At 58.1% G+C, this 16,471-nt stretch carries 12 protein-coding genes and 1 pseudogene; 8 read left to right on the top strand and 5 right to left on the bottom strand.

Translation table 11 applies throughout. The features are described from left to right. On the bottom strand, nt 1–405 hold the full coding sequence (locus THINI_RS10655; protein ID WP_002708603.1) for a hypothetical protein: 405 nt from the start codon (nt 403–405) through the stop codon (nt 1–3). 120 nt (nt 406–525) lie between these two features. Here THINI_RS10655 and THINI_RS10660 point away from each other — a divergent pair, with 120 nt between their 5' ends. From THINI_RS10660 to THINI_RS10680, 5 genes are read left to right on the top strand one after another with little or no spacing between them, the layout of a single operon-like run. Next, nucleotides 526–2,025, top strand: coding sequence for a complex I subunit 4 family protein (locus THINI_RS10660; protein ID WP_002708604.1), 1,500 nt, complete (start codon nt 526–528; stop codon nt 2,023–2,025). Continuing rightward, complete coding sequence (locus tag THINI_RS10665; RefSeq protein ID WP_002708606.1) at nt 2,022–5,255, top strand: putative inorganic carbon transporter subunit DabA; 3,234 nt, start codon at nt 2,022–2,024, stop codon at nt 5,253–5,255. The genes THINI_RS10660 and THINI_RS10665 overlap by 4 nt, the downstream gene beginning before the upstream one ends. Next, a complete protein-coding gene (locus THINI_RS10670; RefSeq protein ID WP_002708607.1) occupies nt 5,248–6,807 on the top strand; it encodes a proton-conducting transporter transmembrane domain-containing protein in 1,560 nt (519 codons plus the stop codon). The genes THINI_RS10665 and THINI_RS10670 overlap by 8 nt, the downstream gene beginning before the upstream one ends. A gap of 9 nt (nt 6,808–6,816) precedes the next feature. Further along, the gene (locus tag THINI_RS10675) at nt 6,817–8,352 is read left to right on the top strand and encodes a complex I subunit 4 family protein (protein ID WP_002708608.1); all 1,536 of its coding nucleotides are present in this window, start codon (nt 6,817–6,819) and stop codon (nt 8,350–8,352) included. Further along, nucleotides 8,352–9,845 (top strand): complex I subunit 4 family protein, encoded by a 1,494-nt coding sequence (locus THINI_RS10680; protein ID WP_002708609.1) that lies wholly within the window; start codon nt 8,352–8,354, stop codon nt 9,843–9,845. The genes THINI_RS10675 and THINI_RS10680 overlap by 1 nt, the downstream gene beginning before the upstream one ends. Here the strand turns inward: THINI_RS10680 and THINI_RS23400 are convergent. Continuing rightward, on the bottom strand, nt 9,837–10,352 hold the full coding sequence (locus THINI_RS23400; protein ID WP_002708610.1) for an Lcl C-terminal domain-containing protein: 516 nt from the start codon (nt 10,350–10,352) through the stop codon (nt 9,837–9,839). The genes THINI_RS10680 and THINI_RS23400 overlap by 9 nt on opposite strands. A gap of 291 nt (nt 10,353–10,643) precedes the next feature. Here THINI_RS23400 and bioD point away from each other — a divergent pair, with 291 nt between their 5' ends. Next, complete coding sequence (bioD, locus tag THINI_RS10690; protein ID WP_002708612.1) at nt 10,644–11,327, top strand: dethiobiotin synthase; 684 nt, start codon at nt 10,644–10,646, stop codon at nt 11,325–11,327. On the opposite strand, the gene THINI_RS10695 is transcribed toward bioD, so the two are convergent. The 3 genes from THINI_RS10695 to THINI_RS10705 are packed head-to-tail and all read right to left on the bottom strand — an operon-like array spanning nt 11,324 to nt 14,655. Beyond that, nucleotides 11,324–12,457: a PilT/PilU family type 4a pilus ATPase gene (locus THINI_RS10695; protein ID WP_002708613.1), complete on the bottom strand. Its 1,134-nt coding sequence runs from the start codon at nt 12,455–12,457 to the stop codon at nt 11,324–11,326. The two genes, bioD and THINI_RS10695, sit on opposite strands and share 4 nt — an antisense overlap. Next, nucleotides 12,457–13,611 carry a PilT/PilU family type 4a pilus ATPase gene (locus THINI_RS10700; RefSeq protein ID WP_002708614.1) on the bottom strand — a complete coding sequence of 385 codons (1,155 nt, stop codon included), beginning with the start codon at nt 13,609–13,611 and terminating at the stop codon, nt 12,457–12,459. Before THINI_RS10700 ends, THINI_RS10695 begins: the two co-directional genes overlap by 1 nt. A gap of 9 nt (nt 13,612–13,620) precedes the next feature. Further along, nucleotides 13,621–14,655: a type IV pilus twitching motility protein PilT gene (locus THINI_RS10705; RefSeq protein ID WP_002708615.1), complete on the bottom strand. Its 1,035-nt coding sequence runs from the start codon at nt 14,653–14,655 to the stop codon at nt 13,621–13,623. Between the two features lie 106 nt (nt 14,656–14,761). On the opposite strand from THINI_RS10705, the pseudogene THINI_RS27250 reads away from it, so the two are divergent. Further along, nucleotides 14,762–15,698, top strand: a pseudogene (locus THINI_RS27250) (IS1595 family transposase). Nucleotides 15,699–15,777: 79 nt separating this feature from the next. Further along, a complete protein-coding gene (locus THINI_RS10720; protein WP_002708616.1) occupies nt 15,778–16,458 on the top strand; it encodes a YggS family pyridoxal phosphate-dependent enzyme in 681 nt (226 codons plus the stop codon). Nucleotides 16,459–16,471 lie beyond the last annotated feature (13 nt).

Below are 16,471 nucleotides of genomic sequence, written 5' to 3' on the forward strand. Positions count from 1 at the left end.
TCAACGCCGATAGGCGTATTTCCAGCGGCAACCGGATGCAGCTTCCAGCGCCTCAAACAGGGCTGTATCCGGCACCGCTTCCGCCTCATGGATATTACCGATCACCACCCAGCTTGCCGTGCTGACCACAGGCTTGCGGATCAACTGAAACGTGGTGGGCGCATCGGATTGCGGCAATTGCACATAGCAAAACGGCTTGCCTACCTGCGGCTCCAGCTCAATATCCGGCGAACACCCCAAAAAACACACCAGTGACAGGAAGGCATCCCCCGTCGCATACCTACCCTCCTCCAGCGCTATCCCCAGCAAGCCCAATGCCTGCAAACAAGCCGCCAGACGTTCCTTTACCAGACCGTTATCAGGCTGGGCCGGATAGAGCACCAGTTGATGGTTTGAAAACTGCATTTACTCACCCCAACATGCCCCAACAGCGGGCAATCAGCCAGTATAACACCTACACAATCCAGGGAAATCCCTGTATTCTCAAGCGCCAATTCCGGCTCAACTTAAAGGCGCAGCGGATACATGGCTCACCCACTCATCCTGCTTTTACTTTTGCCCATTTTCGGTGCCCTGGCCATAGCCCTGCTTCCCAACAAGCGCACTGCCCTCATCCGCAATACGGCCATTCTGGCTGCCGTATTAACGCTTGCTTATGCCGCCTTTCTTGCCACACAGGTTGATTTTTCCAGTTCAGCCATCCAGCTCAAAACCAGCATTGTCTGGAACAAGCAGTTAGGCACATCCTTTTCCCTCGGGGTCGACGGCCTCGCCTTCCCGCTGGTGCTACTGACCACCCTGCTGGTGCTGATGGCCTTGCTGGCCTCGCACATGATTACCCACCACATCAAAGGCTATTATTTGCTGATGTTGCTGCTGGAAGCGGCCACCCTGGGCGTGTTCATGGCGCAGGACTGGGGCTTGTTCTACGTATTCTGGGAACTGGTGCTAATCCCACTGTTCTTCCTGATCGACCGTTGGGGCGGCAAAAACCGGCAGACGGCTGCGCTCAATTTCGTCCTGTATACCATGGGCGGCTCCATCTTCATGCTGCTGGCACTACTGGTGCTGTTTGATGCTACCCCAACGCATTCCTTTACTTTCGAAGCAATGGCGGCTGGGGCGAAATCCGTTGGCCCGACCGAACAGATACTGATCTTCCTCGGCCTGTTGATCGGTTTAGGGGTGAAAATGCCGCTGTTCCCACTGCATGGTTGGCTACCGCTGGCGCATGTGGAAGCGCCTAGCCCGGTCAGTATCCTGCTGTCCGGCATCCTGCTGAAAATGGGCTCGTATGGCTTGCTGCGGGCGATTGAAATCCTGCCTACAGCGGCACTCGCCTTACAGGGCGTGCTGTTTACCCTGGGTACAATCAGCCTGCTGTACGGCGGCTTGCTGGCATGGCGGCAGAGCGACATGAAAAAAATGATCGCCTATTCCTCCGTCAGCCACATGGGGGTGGTGGTGATCGGCATTGCCACCCTGAACGTGTACGGCATGACTGGCGCGGTCTACCAGATGGTGGCACACGGGCTGGTGGCGGGCGCGACCTTCATGCTGATTGGCCTGCTGTATGAGCGTACCCATACCCGCGACATCAACGACTACGGCTCGCTGATCAAGGTGACGCCACGGTTCGCCTTCCTGATCATCCTCGCCTTTGTCGGCGGGGTAGGCTTACCGGGTACAGCCGGTTTCATTGCGGAACTGCATGTGCTGATTGGCGGCTTCAACGCCTGGGGCTGGGCCATCGTGCTGCTGTCACTGGGCGTGCTGGTAACAGCGGCTTACAGCATCCGCACCATCAAGCACCTGTACACCGGCCCGGTACGGCTGGACATGCAGCAGGTGGAAGACCTGCGCCTGCTGGAACTGGTGGCGGCAGGCAGCCTGATGACAGGTACCCTGCTGCTGGGTTTCTACCCCTTACCACTGCTGGATATGATGCATACTGCCGTACAGCAACTGGTCAGCCACTTTCCGCCTGAAACCAGCGCGCCACTGTCCGGAGGGTTCATGCCGTGAATCAGACACAGGCCGAGCAGCGTGAGTACCTGCGTGCAGCCATTGCCGGGCTGGAGGCGGTGCTGCCGATACAAGCGCCATTGCAGGATTTTGTCCATTTCAATCCCCTGATGCATTACGAGCACCTGCCGTTTGCGGAAGCACTGCGGCTGGCGCATAAGCACAGCGGTTCGCTGGGCTATTTGCCCGCCAGCGAATACCGGCGGTTTTTCCGTGCCGGGCGCATCACCCAACACGATGTCTTCAGCGTCCTCGCCAGCGAGCCGGACACATACGCCGACCGCGACATTTACCTCACCGCGCTGGCCAATGACATCAAGGCCATCAGCTTCCAGCAGATGCGCTGGCAAGTAGAGGAAAACCGCGCGCTGGAACGTTTCCAGTCCGACGTTGCCTACGAACAACGCGAAAAACTGCTGGCCAGCACCGGGCAGGATGAAACCAGCGCCATCCACAGCCTGTGGGAAGCCTGTCTGGTGAAGCTGGAATTGCATTACGACCTGCCTCATCCGGAAGCCCTGCTCAACCTGCGCCTGGCCGATGTCAACGAAGTCTGGGAACACATCCGCCAGCAGGGGCAAGCCGGTGAGGGAGTAGCAGATGCGGAAAGTTTCATCCACGCCGAAAGCCGCCACTTACTGCACAACCTGCTGGATCAGGTCGGTGAAACCCTCACCCTGCGTAGCCTGTTGCTGAGACTGACCAACACCGACGTGATGGAACAGGTATTGCCACTGCTGGAGCGTTATCTGGCCAGCTGGCTGGATCAAGGCATCGCCGCCATGCGTCCGGTTACGGCGGAAAATGAAGGCTTTTACCACTTCTGGCGCGCAGCCGTACAGCACGACCCCACCCCCTGGCTGGCTGGCATGGAAGACTGGGGCGATTACCTCGATTCCCTGCCTGATGACCCGCTGGAAATCATCCATCAGGAAATGGTACGCATCGGCATCCACAAACAGCACTGGGGCGGCTACCTGCGCGTGCTGGCGCTGGAACTGCCCGGCTGGTCGGGCATGTTCAACTGGCGCGCCAGCAACCCGCATTACCTCGGCATCCCCCGTCAGGCCAGCCTGGAAGACTACCTGGCCGTGCGGCTGGTACTGGAACACCTGTATTGCCGCCAGATCAGCAGCCGCCTGTGGCAAGTCAACGCCACCCTGCACACCATCCGTGGCTATTTCCATCACAACCAGGACGAATTCTTCGTCCGCTACCATGTGTGGAACACCAACCTGCCAGAACACCTGCAACAGCTTGCCCTGCAATTCCTGGATAGCCAGGAAGATGTGCAACCACCTGAATGGCATCAGCTCGCCCACCAGATCCTCACCTGGAACCTCGCCCCCGAAACCGTCATCCCGGTCGGCACCGACATTTACCGCAAGGCATGGCGGCTGTTCCACCTCGCCCAGCATCTCGGTATGGGCGCGCAAGCCTTCAGCTCGTTGGAACGCGGGCGCATCGACCGTCTGTTGGCCATCATGCAGGCACTCGACGACCCCAATACCAGCGGCTATTTATGGTTACGGGCGTATGAGCACCACTATCAGGAAGAAATTTTCAGCGCGGTGTTGAATAAAGGGGTTTCTCTTTCAACCCCTCCCGCCGCCCAACTGATTTTCTGCATGGATGACCGCGAGGAAAGCATCCGCCGTCATCTGGAAGAAATCGCCCCCGACCTCGCAACCCTGGGTGCTGCGGGCGTGTTCGGCCTGCCCAACAACTGGCGCGCGCTGGATGCCGACGGCCCGCTCAAGCTGGCGCAGCCGGTTGTTACCGCCGTGCATGAGTTTCGCGAGGTTCCGGCTGCTGTCGCAGCCGAGGGCGTATTCAATACGCCCCTACAACGACATCAGCAGCGGCAGCGCATTTTTAGGTGGCTGAAACGCCTGAAAAACCACCGGATGCGCCACAATATTGCCACCACCACGCTGGGCTTGCCGCTGCTGGCTGCGTTCGGCCTGCTGGAAATGCTCGGGCGCGGCCTGTTGCCTTCCACTTACCAGCGCTTCATCGGCAACATCCAACACAAACTCAGCGTGCCGCTCAAAACGCGCGTGGCTTACACCGCCAGCGGGGTGCTGGAATACCCCAGCAAGGAACACAACCAGATCGGTCTGAGCCAGGATGAAAAAGTAGAAAAAGTGGCAGCCTTCCTCAAGCTAACCGGCTTGACCAGCGGGTTCGCGCCACTGGTGGTGCTGATGGCGCACCGTTCCCGCCAGCTCAACAACCCGCATATCCTGGGCTACGGCTGTGGGGCGTGCAGCGGACGGTTCGGCGCACCCAACGCGCGTGCTTTCGCCAGCAGTGCCAACGAGCCAGCAGTACGCACGCGGCTGGAGGCTGAACACGGCATCCACATTCCGGACGGTTGCTGGTTCATGGCGGCTGACCACGACACCACCAGCGATGATGTCGACTGGCTGGATACCGACCTGATTCCAACCAACCATCACGCGCTATTCCAACGGGTAAGCCAGCTTACCGAGCAGGCGGCGCGGCAATCGGCGCACGAACGCTGCCGCAAGTTTGCTTCCGCCCCCCTGCATCTGACGCCAGAGCAGGCCAAGCGTCATGTGGAAGGCCGTGCCACCTCCCCCGACCAGACCCGCGCGGAACTGGGGCATCAGGGCTGCGCGGTCGCCTTCATCGGGCGACGTAGCCTCAGCCAAGGCGTGTTCTGGGATCGGCGTTCCTTCCTGATTTCCTACGACCCTCACCATGACCCGGATGGCAAGCTGCTGGAAGCGCAGTTGCAAGGCAACGGCGTGGTCGGGGTCGGCATCCAGATGGACTACTACTTTTCGCGGATGCAAAACGGCTATTTCGGCTCCGGCAGCAAGGCCACCCACAACCTCACCGGCCTGTTCGGGGTGATGGAAGGCGGCTCCAGCGACCTGCGCACCGGCTTTGCCCAGCAGATGGTGGAACTGCACGAACCGATGCGCCTGCTGGTCGTGGTTGAAGCCGGGGTCGACACGCTGGTGGCAATTTACCAACGGCACGCTTACCTACGGCAACTGCTCGACAACGGCTGGGTGCTGCTGGCGGCGAAACCACCCGAGCACAATGAAATTCACCTGTTTGAACCGGGCAAGGGTTTCGTGCAATGGCAGGGTTCCGTGCATCCGCTACCCCAGGCGGAACACTCGCTGGACTGGTACGGCGGGCAGCGGGGGTATTTGCCACCGGCGTGGATACAGGGGGATAAAACCCATGCCTGACATACTGCTACTCCTAATCCCCGCCCTGCCGCTACTGACAGCGGTTCTTATTGCCCTGCTGACGCTTTCCGGCTGGAACCGTGGCGATGGTGGCGAACGTTTCACCGCATGGTTGACGCAAACGGCGTGCTTCCTCAGCCTGCTGCTAGTGCTGGCGGCGGATGCAACTTACCTGCTGAACGGGGCTACCGAGCGGCATGTCATGCTGTTGCGATGGCTGCACAGTGGCATGTACAACGCCAGCATCAGTTTCACCCTCGATACCCTGAGCCTGAGCATGGCCACGCTGACAGCTCTGGTGGCGCTGTTGGTGACGCGCTTTTCGGTCAGTTACCTGCACCGCGAACCGGGTTTCCAGCGTTTTTTCATGGTAATGATGATATTCACGGCGGCGATGCAACTGATCGCGCTGGCAGGTAGCGCCATGCTGACTTTTATCGGCTGGGAACTGGCCGGGGCAAGTTCCTACCTGCTGATCGCTTACAACTGGCAAGGCAAGGTGGCGACCAACAACGCCACCCGCGCCTTCGTCACCAACCGGATTGGCGACGCCGGGTTCCTGCTGGGCATGTTCATGGCCTTCGCCCTGTTCCGCAGCACGGAATGGGATGTGCTGCTGGTTCCGCAACCGCAAGCTTCCGGCATGTTGGTCGGGGTAACGGCGCTGGGTTTCATGGCCGCAGCGCTGGTGAAATCGGCGCAGTTCCCGTTTTCAGCCTGGATCACGCGCGCGCTGGAAGGGCCAACCCCTTCCAGCGCGGTGTTCTATGGCTCCCTCATGGTACATGCCGGGGTTTACCTGTTGCTGCGTATCCAGCCACTGCTGGAACAGGCTCCGGCACTGCAATACCTGCTGCTGGCAGTGGGTGGGCTGACCCTCCTGTACGGCTGGCTGGGCGGGCTGGCGCAAACTGACATCAAGACTTCGCTGCTGTTTTCCACCCTGGCGCAAACCGGCTTGATGCTGGTGGAAATCGCCCTCGGCTGGTACACGCTGGCGCTGGTTCACCTGCTGCTGCACGCCGTGTGGAGGGCTTACCAGTTCCTGCATTCGCCGTCATTCGCGCTGCACACCAACTGGCAAACCGCACCTGCTGCGCCACGCTGGCTCAGTAAACGCCGTTGGCTGCACAATGCCGCCTTGCAACGCTTCTGGCTGGATCCGCTGGCCGACTGGCTGTTCGTCAAACCAACCATGGCGCTGTCACAGGAAGCGCAGGTATTCGACGGGCAAATCCTGGACAAGCTCAGCGGTACACCCTCTCATCACGGTGGCATTTCCACCCTGGCGGACATGCAGGCATTGCAACAGGGCAAACTGCGGCTGGAAAGCAGCATCGGACGTGGTTCCGGCCTGTTGGGCAAGCTGATGCAATGGGCTGCGGAACAACTGGAATGGTTGGAAGAGCGCCTGTTGCTGCAACAGCAAGGCGGCAACGCCACGGCCATGCTCAGTCGGCTGGGCCGTTATCTGGACCGGATTGAGCGCCTGCTCAACCAGCCCCGCTATCTGGTGCTATTGATAGCGGCCACCCTGGTGGTGATTTTTTAGGATGCCCACATGACCTTCAGCGAAATTCCAGCGCATTCACCCTTACTGGCCGTCTTGCAATGCCTGCCATTGCTGGCCGGGTTACTGCTGATCAGGGTACGTGGTGACGCCGCCGTCGCGCTGGCCAGCGTTGTTTCCCTGGCGCAACTGTTGCTGGCCGTGAACCTGTACTGGCAATTTGACCCCCACCAGCCAGCGGGCGTGATGCAGTTTGCGGAACGTTTGCCGCTGCTGGGCGCGTTCCATTATCACGCGGCGGTGGATGGCATCAGTGTCCTGTTCGTATTGCTGACCACCGTGGTCAACCTGTTGAGCGTGGCGTTCGTCCTGGTCAGGCAATTACACCAATCCTCCATGCTGGCAGTCATGATGGTTATCCAGGCGGTCATCATCAGCCTGTTTGTCACGGTGGATTTGCTGTGGTTCACCCTCATGTCGCTGCTGGAAATCCTGCTGGTCGGCTATTTGACCAAACGCTGGCCCACTTATCATGACATCCAGCCAACTTTGGCGCGTTACCTGCAATTCATGGCGGTAGGGCTGGGGTTAACCCTGTTCGGCACGCTGCTGCTGGGCTGGAATTATGCCGATGCGCACGCCGGGCGCTGGAGTTTCAACCTGTATGAACTGGCTGGCATGGAATTCGGGCAAAACAGCCGGGTGGCGACGCTGGTGTTTTTCGCGCTGTTCTATGGGCTGGGGATACGCACGCCGCTGTTCCCCCTGCATGGCTGGCTACCCAGTTTCATGCTGCATGGCAATGTAGCGACTGCGCCCATTTATCTGCTGGGGCTGAAAGTCGGGGTGTATGGCCTGTTGCGTTTCGTGTTTCCGATCGTCCCTCATGCGGTGTGGGAATGGCACACGGTCGCCACCATCTTTGCGGCAACCGGGGTGTTTTACGCCGCGTTTCTGGCCATGCGCCAGCAAACCCTGCGTGAACTGCTGGCGTTTGCGGTCATCAGCCATACCGGCATACTCACCATCGGCCTGTTTAGCTTGCACCGCATGGCCTTGCAAGGCACGGTGCTGCTGGCGCTGAATTTCGGGCTGGCGATTACCGGCCTGCTGCTGATGACCGGCATGGTGTGGCAGCGCACCCGCACCACCAACCTGGGTAAACTGGGCGGCTTACTGGATTACATCCCGATCGTAGGGCTGGCGTTTCTGGTGGCTGGCCTGGCGATTGTGGGGATGCCGGGGACCCCAGGGTTCGATGCCGTGCACTTTGTGCTGGAGGGTTCCATCAAACGTTTTGGGGCGCTGGTGACGGTAGCGGCGGCATTGGGCAACCTGGTGGCGGCAGGCTTCCTGCTGCGGGCTTTCCAGCGGGCATTCCTGGCGGAGCCGGGCATCGATACCCGCCGTTGGGACAAACACCCCGCTTATCGGGCGGAACAGGTGATGGCGGGAATCGTCATACTGGTCACGCTGATGGTGGGTTTCTATTCCGCACCGTGGATTGAGCTAATCAGCGAACCTGTCAATGGCCTGGGCAATCTGTTCACGGCATATACCGACCCGATGCAAGGGGGAAGCCACTGATGCAAGCTCTGGTAAACCTGAATTTTCCCTGGTTGAGCCTGATACTGCTGATGCTGCCCATGGGAGCCGTGCTGACAGCCCTGTTTCCAGGCAAGGAGGCGCGCTGGGCAGCGTTGACGACCGCCATCCTGACGCTGGGTGTGTCGTTGGTGGCAGTGGCAGGTTTCGACTCCGCACAGACCGGTTTCCAGTTGGTGGAAACCACGCCGTGGATGCCGGATCTGGGCATTGCCTACCGGCTGGGCATTGACGGCCTGTCGGTGCTGTTCCTGCCATTTACCGCACTGTTGTTCATTGGCGTGATCCTGGCGTCATGGAATGCGATCCGCACCTTGCCACGCCTGTATTTTGCGCTGCTGCTGGTGCTGGAATGCACCATCATGGGCATTTTCACCGCGCTGGATACCATCCTGTTCTTCCTGTTCTGGGAGCTGACGCTGCTGCCGCTGTTTTTCCTCATCAGCTTGTGGGGCAGTGGCGCGAACCGGCGTTATGCAGGGGTGAAATACAGCCTGTTCATGCTGGCGGGTGGCTTGCCGTTGCTGATCGGTTTTGTGGTGTTGGCGATCCATCATCCGGGCGGGATGAGTTTTGCCTACGTCGACCTGTTGCAGGAAAGCCGGGATTACGGGGTGCAGGTGACGGTGTTTTTCCTGTTGCTGGTGGGTTTCGGGGTGAAGATACCGCTGTTTCCGCTGCATACCTGGCTACCGGTGGTGGCGCAAGAAGGGCCGGCCACCACGGTGGCGCTGCTGACGGGGTTGAAAGTGGGCGCGTATGGCTTGCTGCGTTTCGCCTTGCCACTGGTACCGCAAGCAGCGCATGAGTTCCAGTGGGTGCTGGTGGGGCTGGGCATGATCGGCGTGCTGTATGGCGCGGTAGCGGCACTGAGCCAGACCAGTTTGCGGCGGATGCTGGCGTTTGCATCACTGAGCCATGTGGGGATGGTGGTGCTGGGGATGGCGTCATTCAGTCAGCAAGGCTTGCAAGGAGCCGTGTTCCAGTTGCTGAATTTTACGCTGGTGGCGGGCGGTTTGTTCCTGATCACCGGGTTCCTGCACCAGCGTACTGGCTCGACCGAAATCCTCAGTCTGGGTGGAGTGGCGAAATCCATGCCGTTGCTGGCATCGCTGTTCTTCTTTTTGGGGCTGGCGGGGATCGGGATGCCTGCCACCAGCGGTTTCCCGGCGGAATTCCTGCTGATCATGAGCGTGCTGGAAACGCATACCGGCGCGGGGCTGGTGGTGCTGTTTGTGGTAGTGCTGGGTGCTGCGTATTTCCTCAATTTCTACCGCAAGGCGTTTCTGGGGGAGGCGCGCCACGCCATTATCCGTGATGCGCCTGACCTGAAGCGGCGGGAACTGGGCGTCCTGCTGCTGATGGTGATACTGGTGCTGGTGTTCGGCTTCTACCCACAGGGGATTCTGGATATAACCGAAACCAGCAGCCAGTATTGGGTGAGCCTGATGCTGCCGGTGGATGTTTCACCGTGAGCTGCGCACCAAGCGAACATACTTGCCACCAACCTTGAGGTTCTGGTAAGAACGGCCTTTACTGAAATCCATGCTCCACGCTACCGGGTCGGACTGGTTGGCAGACCAGAGGCCAGCGGCGGGCATACTGGGGAAGACTTGCAGGTTGACTGCCGGTTCCTGGCAACTGGCATCGACGATGCTTTCCAGTTCCGCCAGGGTCGGCAAGCGCCAGCCAGGGTGGCCAGCAAACTTATCACCGCTGGCAAGCTGGGCGTAATTGGCCGCCAGCTCCCATGGCATCAGGTCGGGATGCCCGAAACAGGCGCTGCCTTCCTGCCCTTCCAAGCATTTTTTCCACATTAGATCAGTACGGGTATCCGTCACCGTGCCATTGCCGTGATCAAAGAAACGCTGGGATGGCGTCGTCGACGCCAGATTGATATTGCAGCTTTGCGCCATTGCCCAATTGGCGCAGACAAACAGCAGGCCACCGCCCATGATGAGGGTTATCGTTTTTTGATGCATATTTTTATACCTTCAAGCCCTATATTTTTGCAAATATCTATTATCAAAATTTATTAAAAAACTATATGATCTCTCTAATTAGATGAAAAATTAATCAATTTTATTCATACTTAATTAATTTAATTTATCATACTTTTCTTTCCATGGAAGTATCATTTGCCGCGTTACCTTCAACAATAAGTTAAAACTTATTCAACTGTTTTTTGTTTCCTTATCCACACAAGACTCTGCATGATGTCAAAAATATCCTAGACTTGGGTCACGTATCAAAAAGTAACAAAGGAAACTCGGATGGGAATGATCATTTCCGCGCTCGCGCACTGGCTGGAACATTCAGGCATTGGCAATGCGCGTGGCGTCTTCGTCACCGGTACCGACACCGGCGTAGGCAAAACCCGGGTTGGCGTCCAGCTAATCCAGACCCTGCGGGCGTTGGGGCATGAGGTCATTCCCCGTAAACCGGTGGAATCTGGCTGGCATGACAACCTCAGCCAGACCGACGCTTGGCAACTGGCGTGGGCGGCTGGCCTACCGGTAGCCCCTGACCAACCTACCCCGGCGCTCGATAGCGTATGCCCGCACCGCTTCAAGGCAGCGCTTTCCCCACCCCGGGCGGCGGAACGGGAAGGCAGGATACTGAAAATGCTGGACGTGGCCTCCGCCTGCCCCACCCGGCTAAAAGATCGGCAATATTTGTATGTGGAAGGCGCAGGCGGTTTCTATTCCCCGCTGGCGCATGACGGGCTGAATGCCGATCTGGCGCAAACCCTGGGGTTGCCCGTGGTGGTAGTGGCGGAAGACAAACTGGGCTGCCTGAACCACACCCTGCTGGTGGCAGAAGCGGTCAAACAGAAAGGCTTGAAACTGGCGGGTGTCATCCTCAACCAACGTCACCCCGCCCCGGAAGGCATGGATAACCTCGGCGACTTGCGCAAGCACCTGGATGCGCCTACCTTGGGTTACCCATTCCGCTAGCTGACTTCAGGCAGGGCATTAGCAGACGCTTCGGCGTTTTCCCGCTCCACCCCGCCGAAATTCATCTGCCATTCGAGATCGTTGCGTGAACCGGCATATTCCAGCGCCACCTGCTTGCTGATATGGCCGTTGGCGTAAAGCTGGTACAGCGCCTGGTCGAAGGTTTGCATCCCGTCCGCCGTACCTTTGGTAATGATTTCTTTCAGTTCACCAAACTGCCCTTTGCGGATCAGCTCCGCCACATAGGGGGTATTGATCAACACTTCCGCCGCCAGATGTAGACCATTTTTGTCATCCGGAATCAACCGTTGGGCGACGATGCCGCGCAGGTTCAGTGACAAATCCATCAGGATGCGGCTTTTGTTTTCACTCGGAAACAGGTACAGCATCCGCTCCAAAGCCTGGATCACATTGGTGGCGTGCAGGGTGGACAGCACCAGATGGCCAGTATCGGCAAAACCCAGCACTGCATCCATGGTTTCAGTGTCGCGCACCTCCCCGACCATGATCATGTCAGGTGCTTCGCGCATGGCCTCGCGCATGGCGTTGGCGTAACTGAGGGTATCAAACCCCACTTCGCGCTGGCCGATAATGGACTGGCCATGCCGGAAGGTGTATTCAATCGGGTCTTCAATGGTCAGGATATGCCCGCAGTGGCGTTGGTTACGGTACTGGATCAGCGACGCCATCGAGGTAGACTTGCCGGAACCGGTAGAACCCACGAATAACAGTAAACCTTCTTTGCCCATCACCAACTTTTTCAGCACTTCCGGCAGTTTCAGCTCCTCTGGCGAACGGATGTCGGAACGGATGTGGCGGATCACCATGGACACCTCCCCACGCTGGAAGTAGAAATTCATCCGAAAACGCCCCACCCCTTTCAGCGAAAACCCCTTGTTGAGTTCGCGGTCGGCAAAAAAGGCTTCGATCTCGGTTGCGGTGAGGATCTCTTCCGCCAACTGACGGATATTGCCCGGCTTCATCGGGTCGCGGCTGATGCGTTTCAACTGCCCACGCACCTTGATGGTGGCGTGCGCCCCCGTCGTCAGGTACAAATCTGAGGCAAGCTGTTTAACCATCATGTGCAGCAGCGGGGTGATGCGCATGTCGGTTTCGGTAATCGTGGTCATCAGCGCCCGTTCTCCATGGGTTCAATTGCCATATTGTCCAGCCCCTTGAAGAAATCATTGTCTTTGGCAAAGCGGCTTTCCAACTTAAGACGCAGGCGCAGGTCGTTTTGTGAATCGGCGTGGCGCAAGGCTTCGTGCACGGTAATCTGGCGGGCTTCGATCAGGTCGAACAGCGCCTGGTCGAACGTCCTCATGCCGTGTTCGCGTGACTTGGAAGTCAACACCTTCATGCCCGGTACGTCGCCTTTGTAGATCAGGTCAGCCATCAACGGTGTATTGATCATGACTTCCACCGCAGGCAACCGCCCTTCCCCCTTGGCCTTGCGCACCAGCCGCTGGGAAACTACCGCCTTCAGGTTGAGCGACAAATCCATCAGCAACTGCGGGCGGCGCTCTTCCGGGAAAAAGTTGATCACGCGGTCTAACGCCTGGTTGGAACTGTTGGCGTGCAGGGTGGACAGGCACAAATGCCCGGTTTCGGCATAAGCAATAGCGTAATCCATGGTCTCGCGGTCGCGGATTTCCCCCAGCAGGATCACGTCAGGTGCTTGCCGCAAGGTGTTTTTCATCGCAATCTCGTAACTGGCGGTATCCACGCCGATTTCACGCTGGGTGATCAGACAGCCCTTGTGCTGGTGGACGAATTCGATCGGGTCTTCGATGGTGACGATATGGCCTTTGGAATGATTATTACGGTAATCCAGCATCGACGCCAGGGTAGTGGATTTACCGGAACCGGTCGCACCCACCATGATCACCAACCCACGCTTGGTCATGGCAATGTCACGTAACACCGGCGGCAAACCCAATTCCTTAAGGGCAGGAATGTGGCCGGGAATGTGCCGCAACACCATGCCGGAACAGCCGCGCTGGGTGAAGGCGTTGACACGGAAACGCGCCTTGCCGGGCAGGCTGATGGAAAAGTTGCACTCCATCTCCTCCTCAAACTGTCTGAGCTGGCGGTCATTCATGATGGCGCGCACCAACATGCGCGAATTCTGCTCGTTCAGCGCCTGACCTGACAGCGGCACCATTTCGCTGTTGACCTTGGCGGAAGGGGGCGCGTCTGCCGTGATGTAGAGGTCGGATGCCTCCTTTTCCAGCATGGTGGCCAGCAGTTTGTGCACGTAACTGACGGCGGAATCACGATCCATACATCACCTCTAAATACTGTCCGGGTTATCGGCCTTGCGGCGGGCGGCTTCGCGGTCAACCACGCCTTTCACCACCAGGCTTTTCAGTGACTGGTCAAGAGTCATCATCCCATCCGCTTGCCCGGTCTGCATGGCGGAACGCATCTGCGCAATCTTATTTTCGCGGATCAGGTTGCGGATGGCGCGCGTACCGATGAGGATTTCGTGCGCGGCCACCCGCCCGCCACCCTTCTTTTTCAGCAGGGTCTGGGAAATGACCGCTTGCAGAGATTCCGACAGCATCGCCCGCACCATTTCCTTTTCCGCCGCCGGGAACACGTCGACGATACGGTCGATGGTTTTGGGCGCTGAGGTGGTGTGCAGGGTGCCGAAAACCAAATGGCCGGTTTCGGCGGCGGTCAGGGCGAGACGGATGGTTTCCAGGTCACGCATTTCCCCGACCAGAATCGTATCCGGGTCTTCACGCAGGGCAGAACGCAGCGCGGCCTCGAAACCCTTGGTATCACGGTGCACTTCGCGCTGGTTGACCAGGCTTTTTTTGCTTTGGTGGACGAATTCGATCGGGTCTTCGATGGTCAGGATATGCCCGTAATCGGTGTCATTCTTGTAGTCGATCATCGCCGCCAGCGTGGTGGATTTGCCGGAACCGGTCGGCCCCGTCACCAGCACCAGCCCGCGCGGGTTTTCGGCAATCTTGCGGAAACTGGCGGGGGCATCCAGTTGCTCCAGCGTCAGCACCTTGCTGGGGATGGTACGGAATACCGCGCCCGCCCCCCGGTTTTGGTTAAAGGCATTGACACGGAAACGCGCCACGCCGGGGATTTCAAACGAAAAGTCGCATTCCCAGTTTTCCTCATAACCCTTGCGCTGATGGTCATTCATGATGTCGTAGACCAGCGCGTGCACCTGCTTGTGGTCCAGCACCGGCAGGTTGATTTTGCGCATTTCGCCATCCACGCGGATCATGGGCGGCATCCCGCCTGACAGGTGCAAATCGGATGCGTTGTTTTTGACGCCAAAGGCGAGCAGTTGGGTGATGTCCATTTTTGTTATGGCTCAATATGCGTTTCAGGGTCTTGTTTTCCCCGGCATTGCAAACGTGATGGATAGCGGTAAAGTTAGTCATTTCCGATAGCCAAGGAGAGGCTTTATGACCTCGCTCATCAGTATTTCCAGCCTGACCAGTGATGCCGCCTGTTTCGAGCAAGTCCGTTCCGTGCGTTGGCCTAATGGGGTGATTTGTCCGCACTGCGGTTCACAGGACACTATCCGTCGAGGCAAGGATGACACCCAGCAGGAACGCCAGCGTTACCAGTGTAAGGATTGCCAAAAGCGTTTTGATGACCTGACGGGAACGGTGTTTGAAGGCCACCACCAGCCGCTGAAGGTGTGGGTGTTGTGCCTGTACCTGATGTCGTTGAACCTGTCCAACCAACAAATCGCCCGCGAATTGGGGTTGAACAAGGATGATGTTCAGGCGATGACGGAACAGTTACGGCGTGGTGTCGAGAAAAAAAACGCCAGTAAACCTGTTTGGGAATGTTGAATTTGATGAGGTTTATGTCAAGGCTGGACACAAGGGAAACCCCGAAGCCGTCGCGGATGCTGGGCGTGAAGGTCGCCGCCGCGCCCTGAAAGGTGCGCCGGGGCGTGGGACACTGGAAAAGGACAAACCACCCATTTTCGGCATGATCCAGCGTTCCGGGGAGGTCGTGATCCGTATGCTGGCGAATGTGAAACAGACGACGATCAAGCCGTTGATTGTGGAAACGGTGGCAGCAGGCACGCTGGTCTACACCGATGAGTACAACATTTACAGCCGATTGGAAGAATGGGGCTATGCCCACAAAACCGTCAACCATGGCGCAGGCGAATATGCCCGTGACGAAGATGGTGACGGTTTCCATGAAGTCCACGTCAATACGATGGAAGGTTTTTGGTCACTGTTACGCTCATGGTTACGACCTCATCGGGGGATCTCACAAGAAAAGCTACCGTGTTACCTTGCATTCTTCGAGTCTCTTCACAACATCAGGAAACGGGGGCAAGCTGCCTTACAGTCCTTGCTTTCGCTGCTGTTGGGATAAGACCCTGAAACGCATATTGAGCCTTTGTTATTATGCCGAGGATGCATTGTTTTACATTACTGGAAAACTACCACAAGCCATGACAATCCGTGACAATCTCCAGACAATCGGCGGGCGTATCCGCGCTGCGGAACAGCGTTACGGGCGGGAACCCGGTAGCGTGCGCCTGCTGGCCGTCAGCAAGAAGCACCCCGCCGCCGCCATCCGCGAAGCGTTAGCCTCGGGGCAAACCCTATTTGGTGAAAGCTATGCCCAGGAATTGGTGGAAAAAGCTAACGAACTGGCCGGTTCCAACATCGAATGGCATTTCATTGGCCCGATCCAGTCCAACAAGACCCACCTGATTGCGGAAACTGCCCGCTGGGTGCATTCGGTTGATCGCCTCAAAATTGCCCAGCGCCTGAGTGCACAAAAACCAGCCGATGCGCCAGACCTCAATCTGTGCCTGCAAGTGAATATCAGCGGTGAAAGCAGCAAATCCGGCGTGCAACCAGAGGCATTAGCGGAACTGGCGGAACAGGTAGCGGAGCTGCCCGGTTTACGGCTGCGCGGGCTGATGGCAATCCCCGCCCCCGAGGACGATTTCGCACTTCAGCGCGCTGTCTTTGCGCAAGTGCGGACATTGCAGGAAGTTCTGATTGCGCGCGGTTTCGCGCTGGATACGCTGTCGATGGGCATGACCGACGACATGGAAGCGGCGATAGCAGAAGGCGCGACCCTCGTGCGGATTGGCACGGCGATTTTCGGCTCCCGCCAGTAAGAAACCTGATAAT

Source organism: Thiothrix nivea DSM 5205, assembly GCF_000260135.1.
GTDB classification, from domain to species: Bacteria; Pseudomonadota; Gammaproteobacteria; order Thiotrichales; family Thiotrichaceae; genus Thiothrix; species Thiothrix nivea.

Bases quoted from the DNA above. Each gene is read 5' to 3' on its own strand.
- THINI_RS10655 (WP_002708603.1), bottom strand. From the start codon at position 405: ATGCAGTTTTCAAACCATCAACTGGTGCTCTATCCGGCCCAGCCTGAT.
- THINI_RS10660 (WP_002708604.1), top strand. From the start codon at position 526: ATGGCTCACCCACTCATCCTGCTTTTACTTTTGCCCATTTTCGGTGCC.
- THINI_RS10670 (WP_002708607.1), top strand. From the start codon at position 5,248: ATGCCTGACATACTGCTACTCCTAATCCCCGCCCTGCCGCTACTGACA.
- THINI_RS10675 (WP_002708608.1), top strand. From the start codon at position 6,817: ATGACCTTCAGCGAAATTCCAGCGCATTCACCCTTACTGGCCGTCTTG.
- THINI_RS10680 (WP_002708609.1), top strand. From the start codon at position 8,352: ATGCAAGCTCTGGTAAACCTGAATTTTCCCTGGTTGAGCCTGATACTG.
- THINI_RS23400 (WP_002708610.1), bottom strand. From the start codon at position 10,352: ATGCATCAAAAAACGATAACCCTCATCATGGGCGGTGGCCTGCTGTTT.
- bioD (WP_002708612.1), top strand. From the start codon at position 10,644: ATGGGAATGATCATTTCCGCGCTCGCGCACTGGCTGGAACATTCAGGC.
- THINI_RS10695 (WP_002708613.1), bottom strand. From the start codon at position 12,457: ATGACCACGATTACCGAAACCGACATGCGCATCACCCCGCTGCTGCAC.
- THINI_RS10700 (WP_002708614.1), bottom strand. From the start codon at position 13,611: ATGGATCGTGATTCCGCCGTCAGTTACGTGCACAAACTGCTGGCCACC.
- THINI_RS10705 (WP_002708615.1), bottom strand. From the start codon at position 14,655: ATGGACATCACCCAACTGCTCGCCTTTGGCGTCAAAAACAACGCATCC.
- THINI_RS10720 (WP_002708616.1), top strand. From the start codon at position 15,778: ATGACAATCCGTGACAATCTCCAGACAATCGGCGGGCGTATCCGCGCT.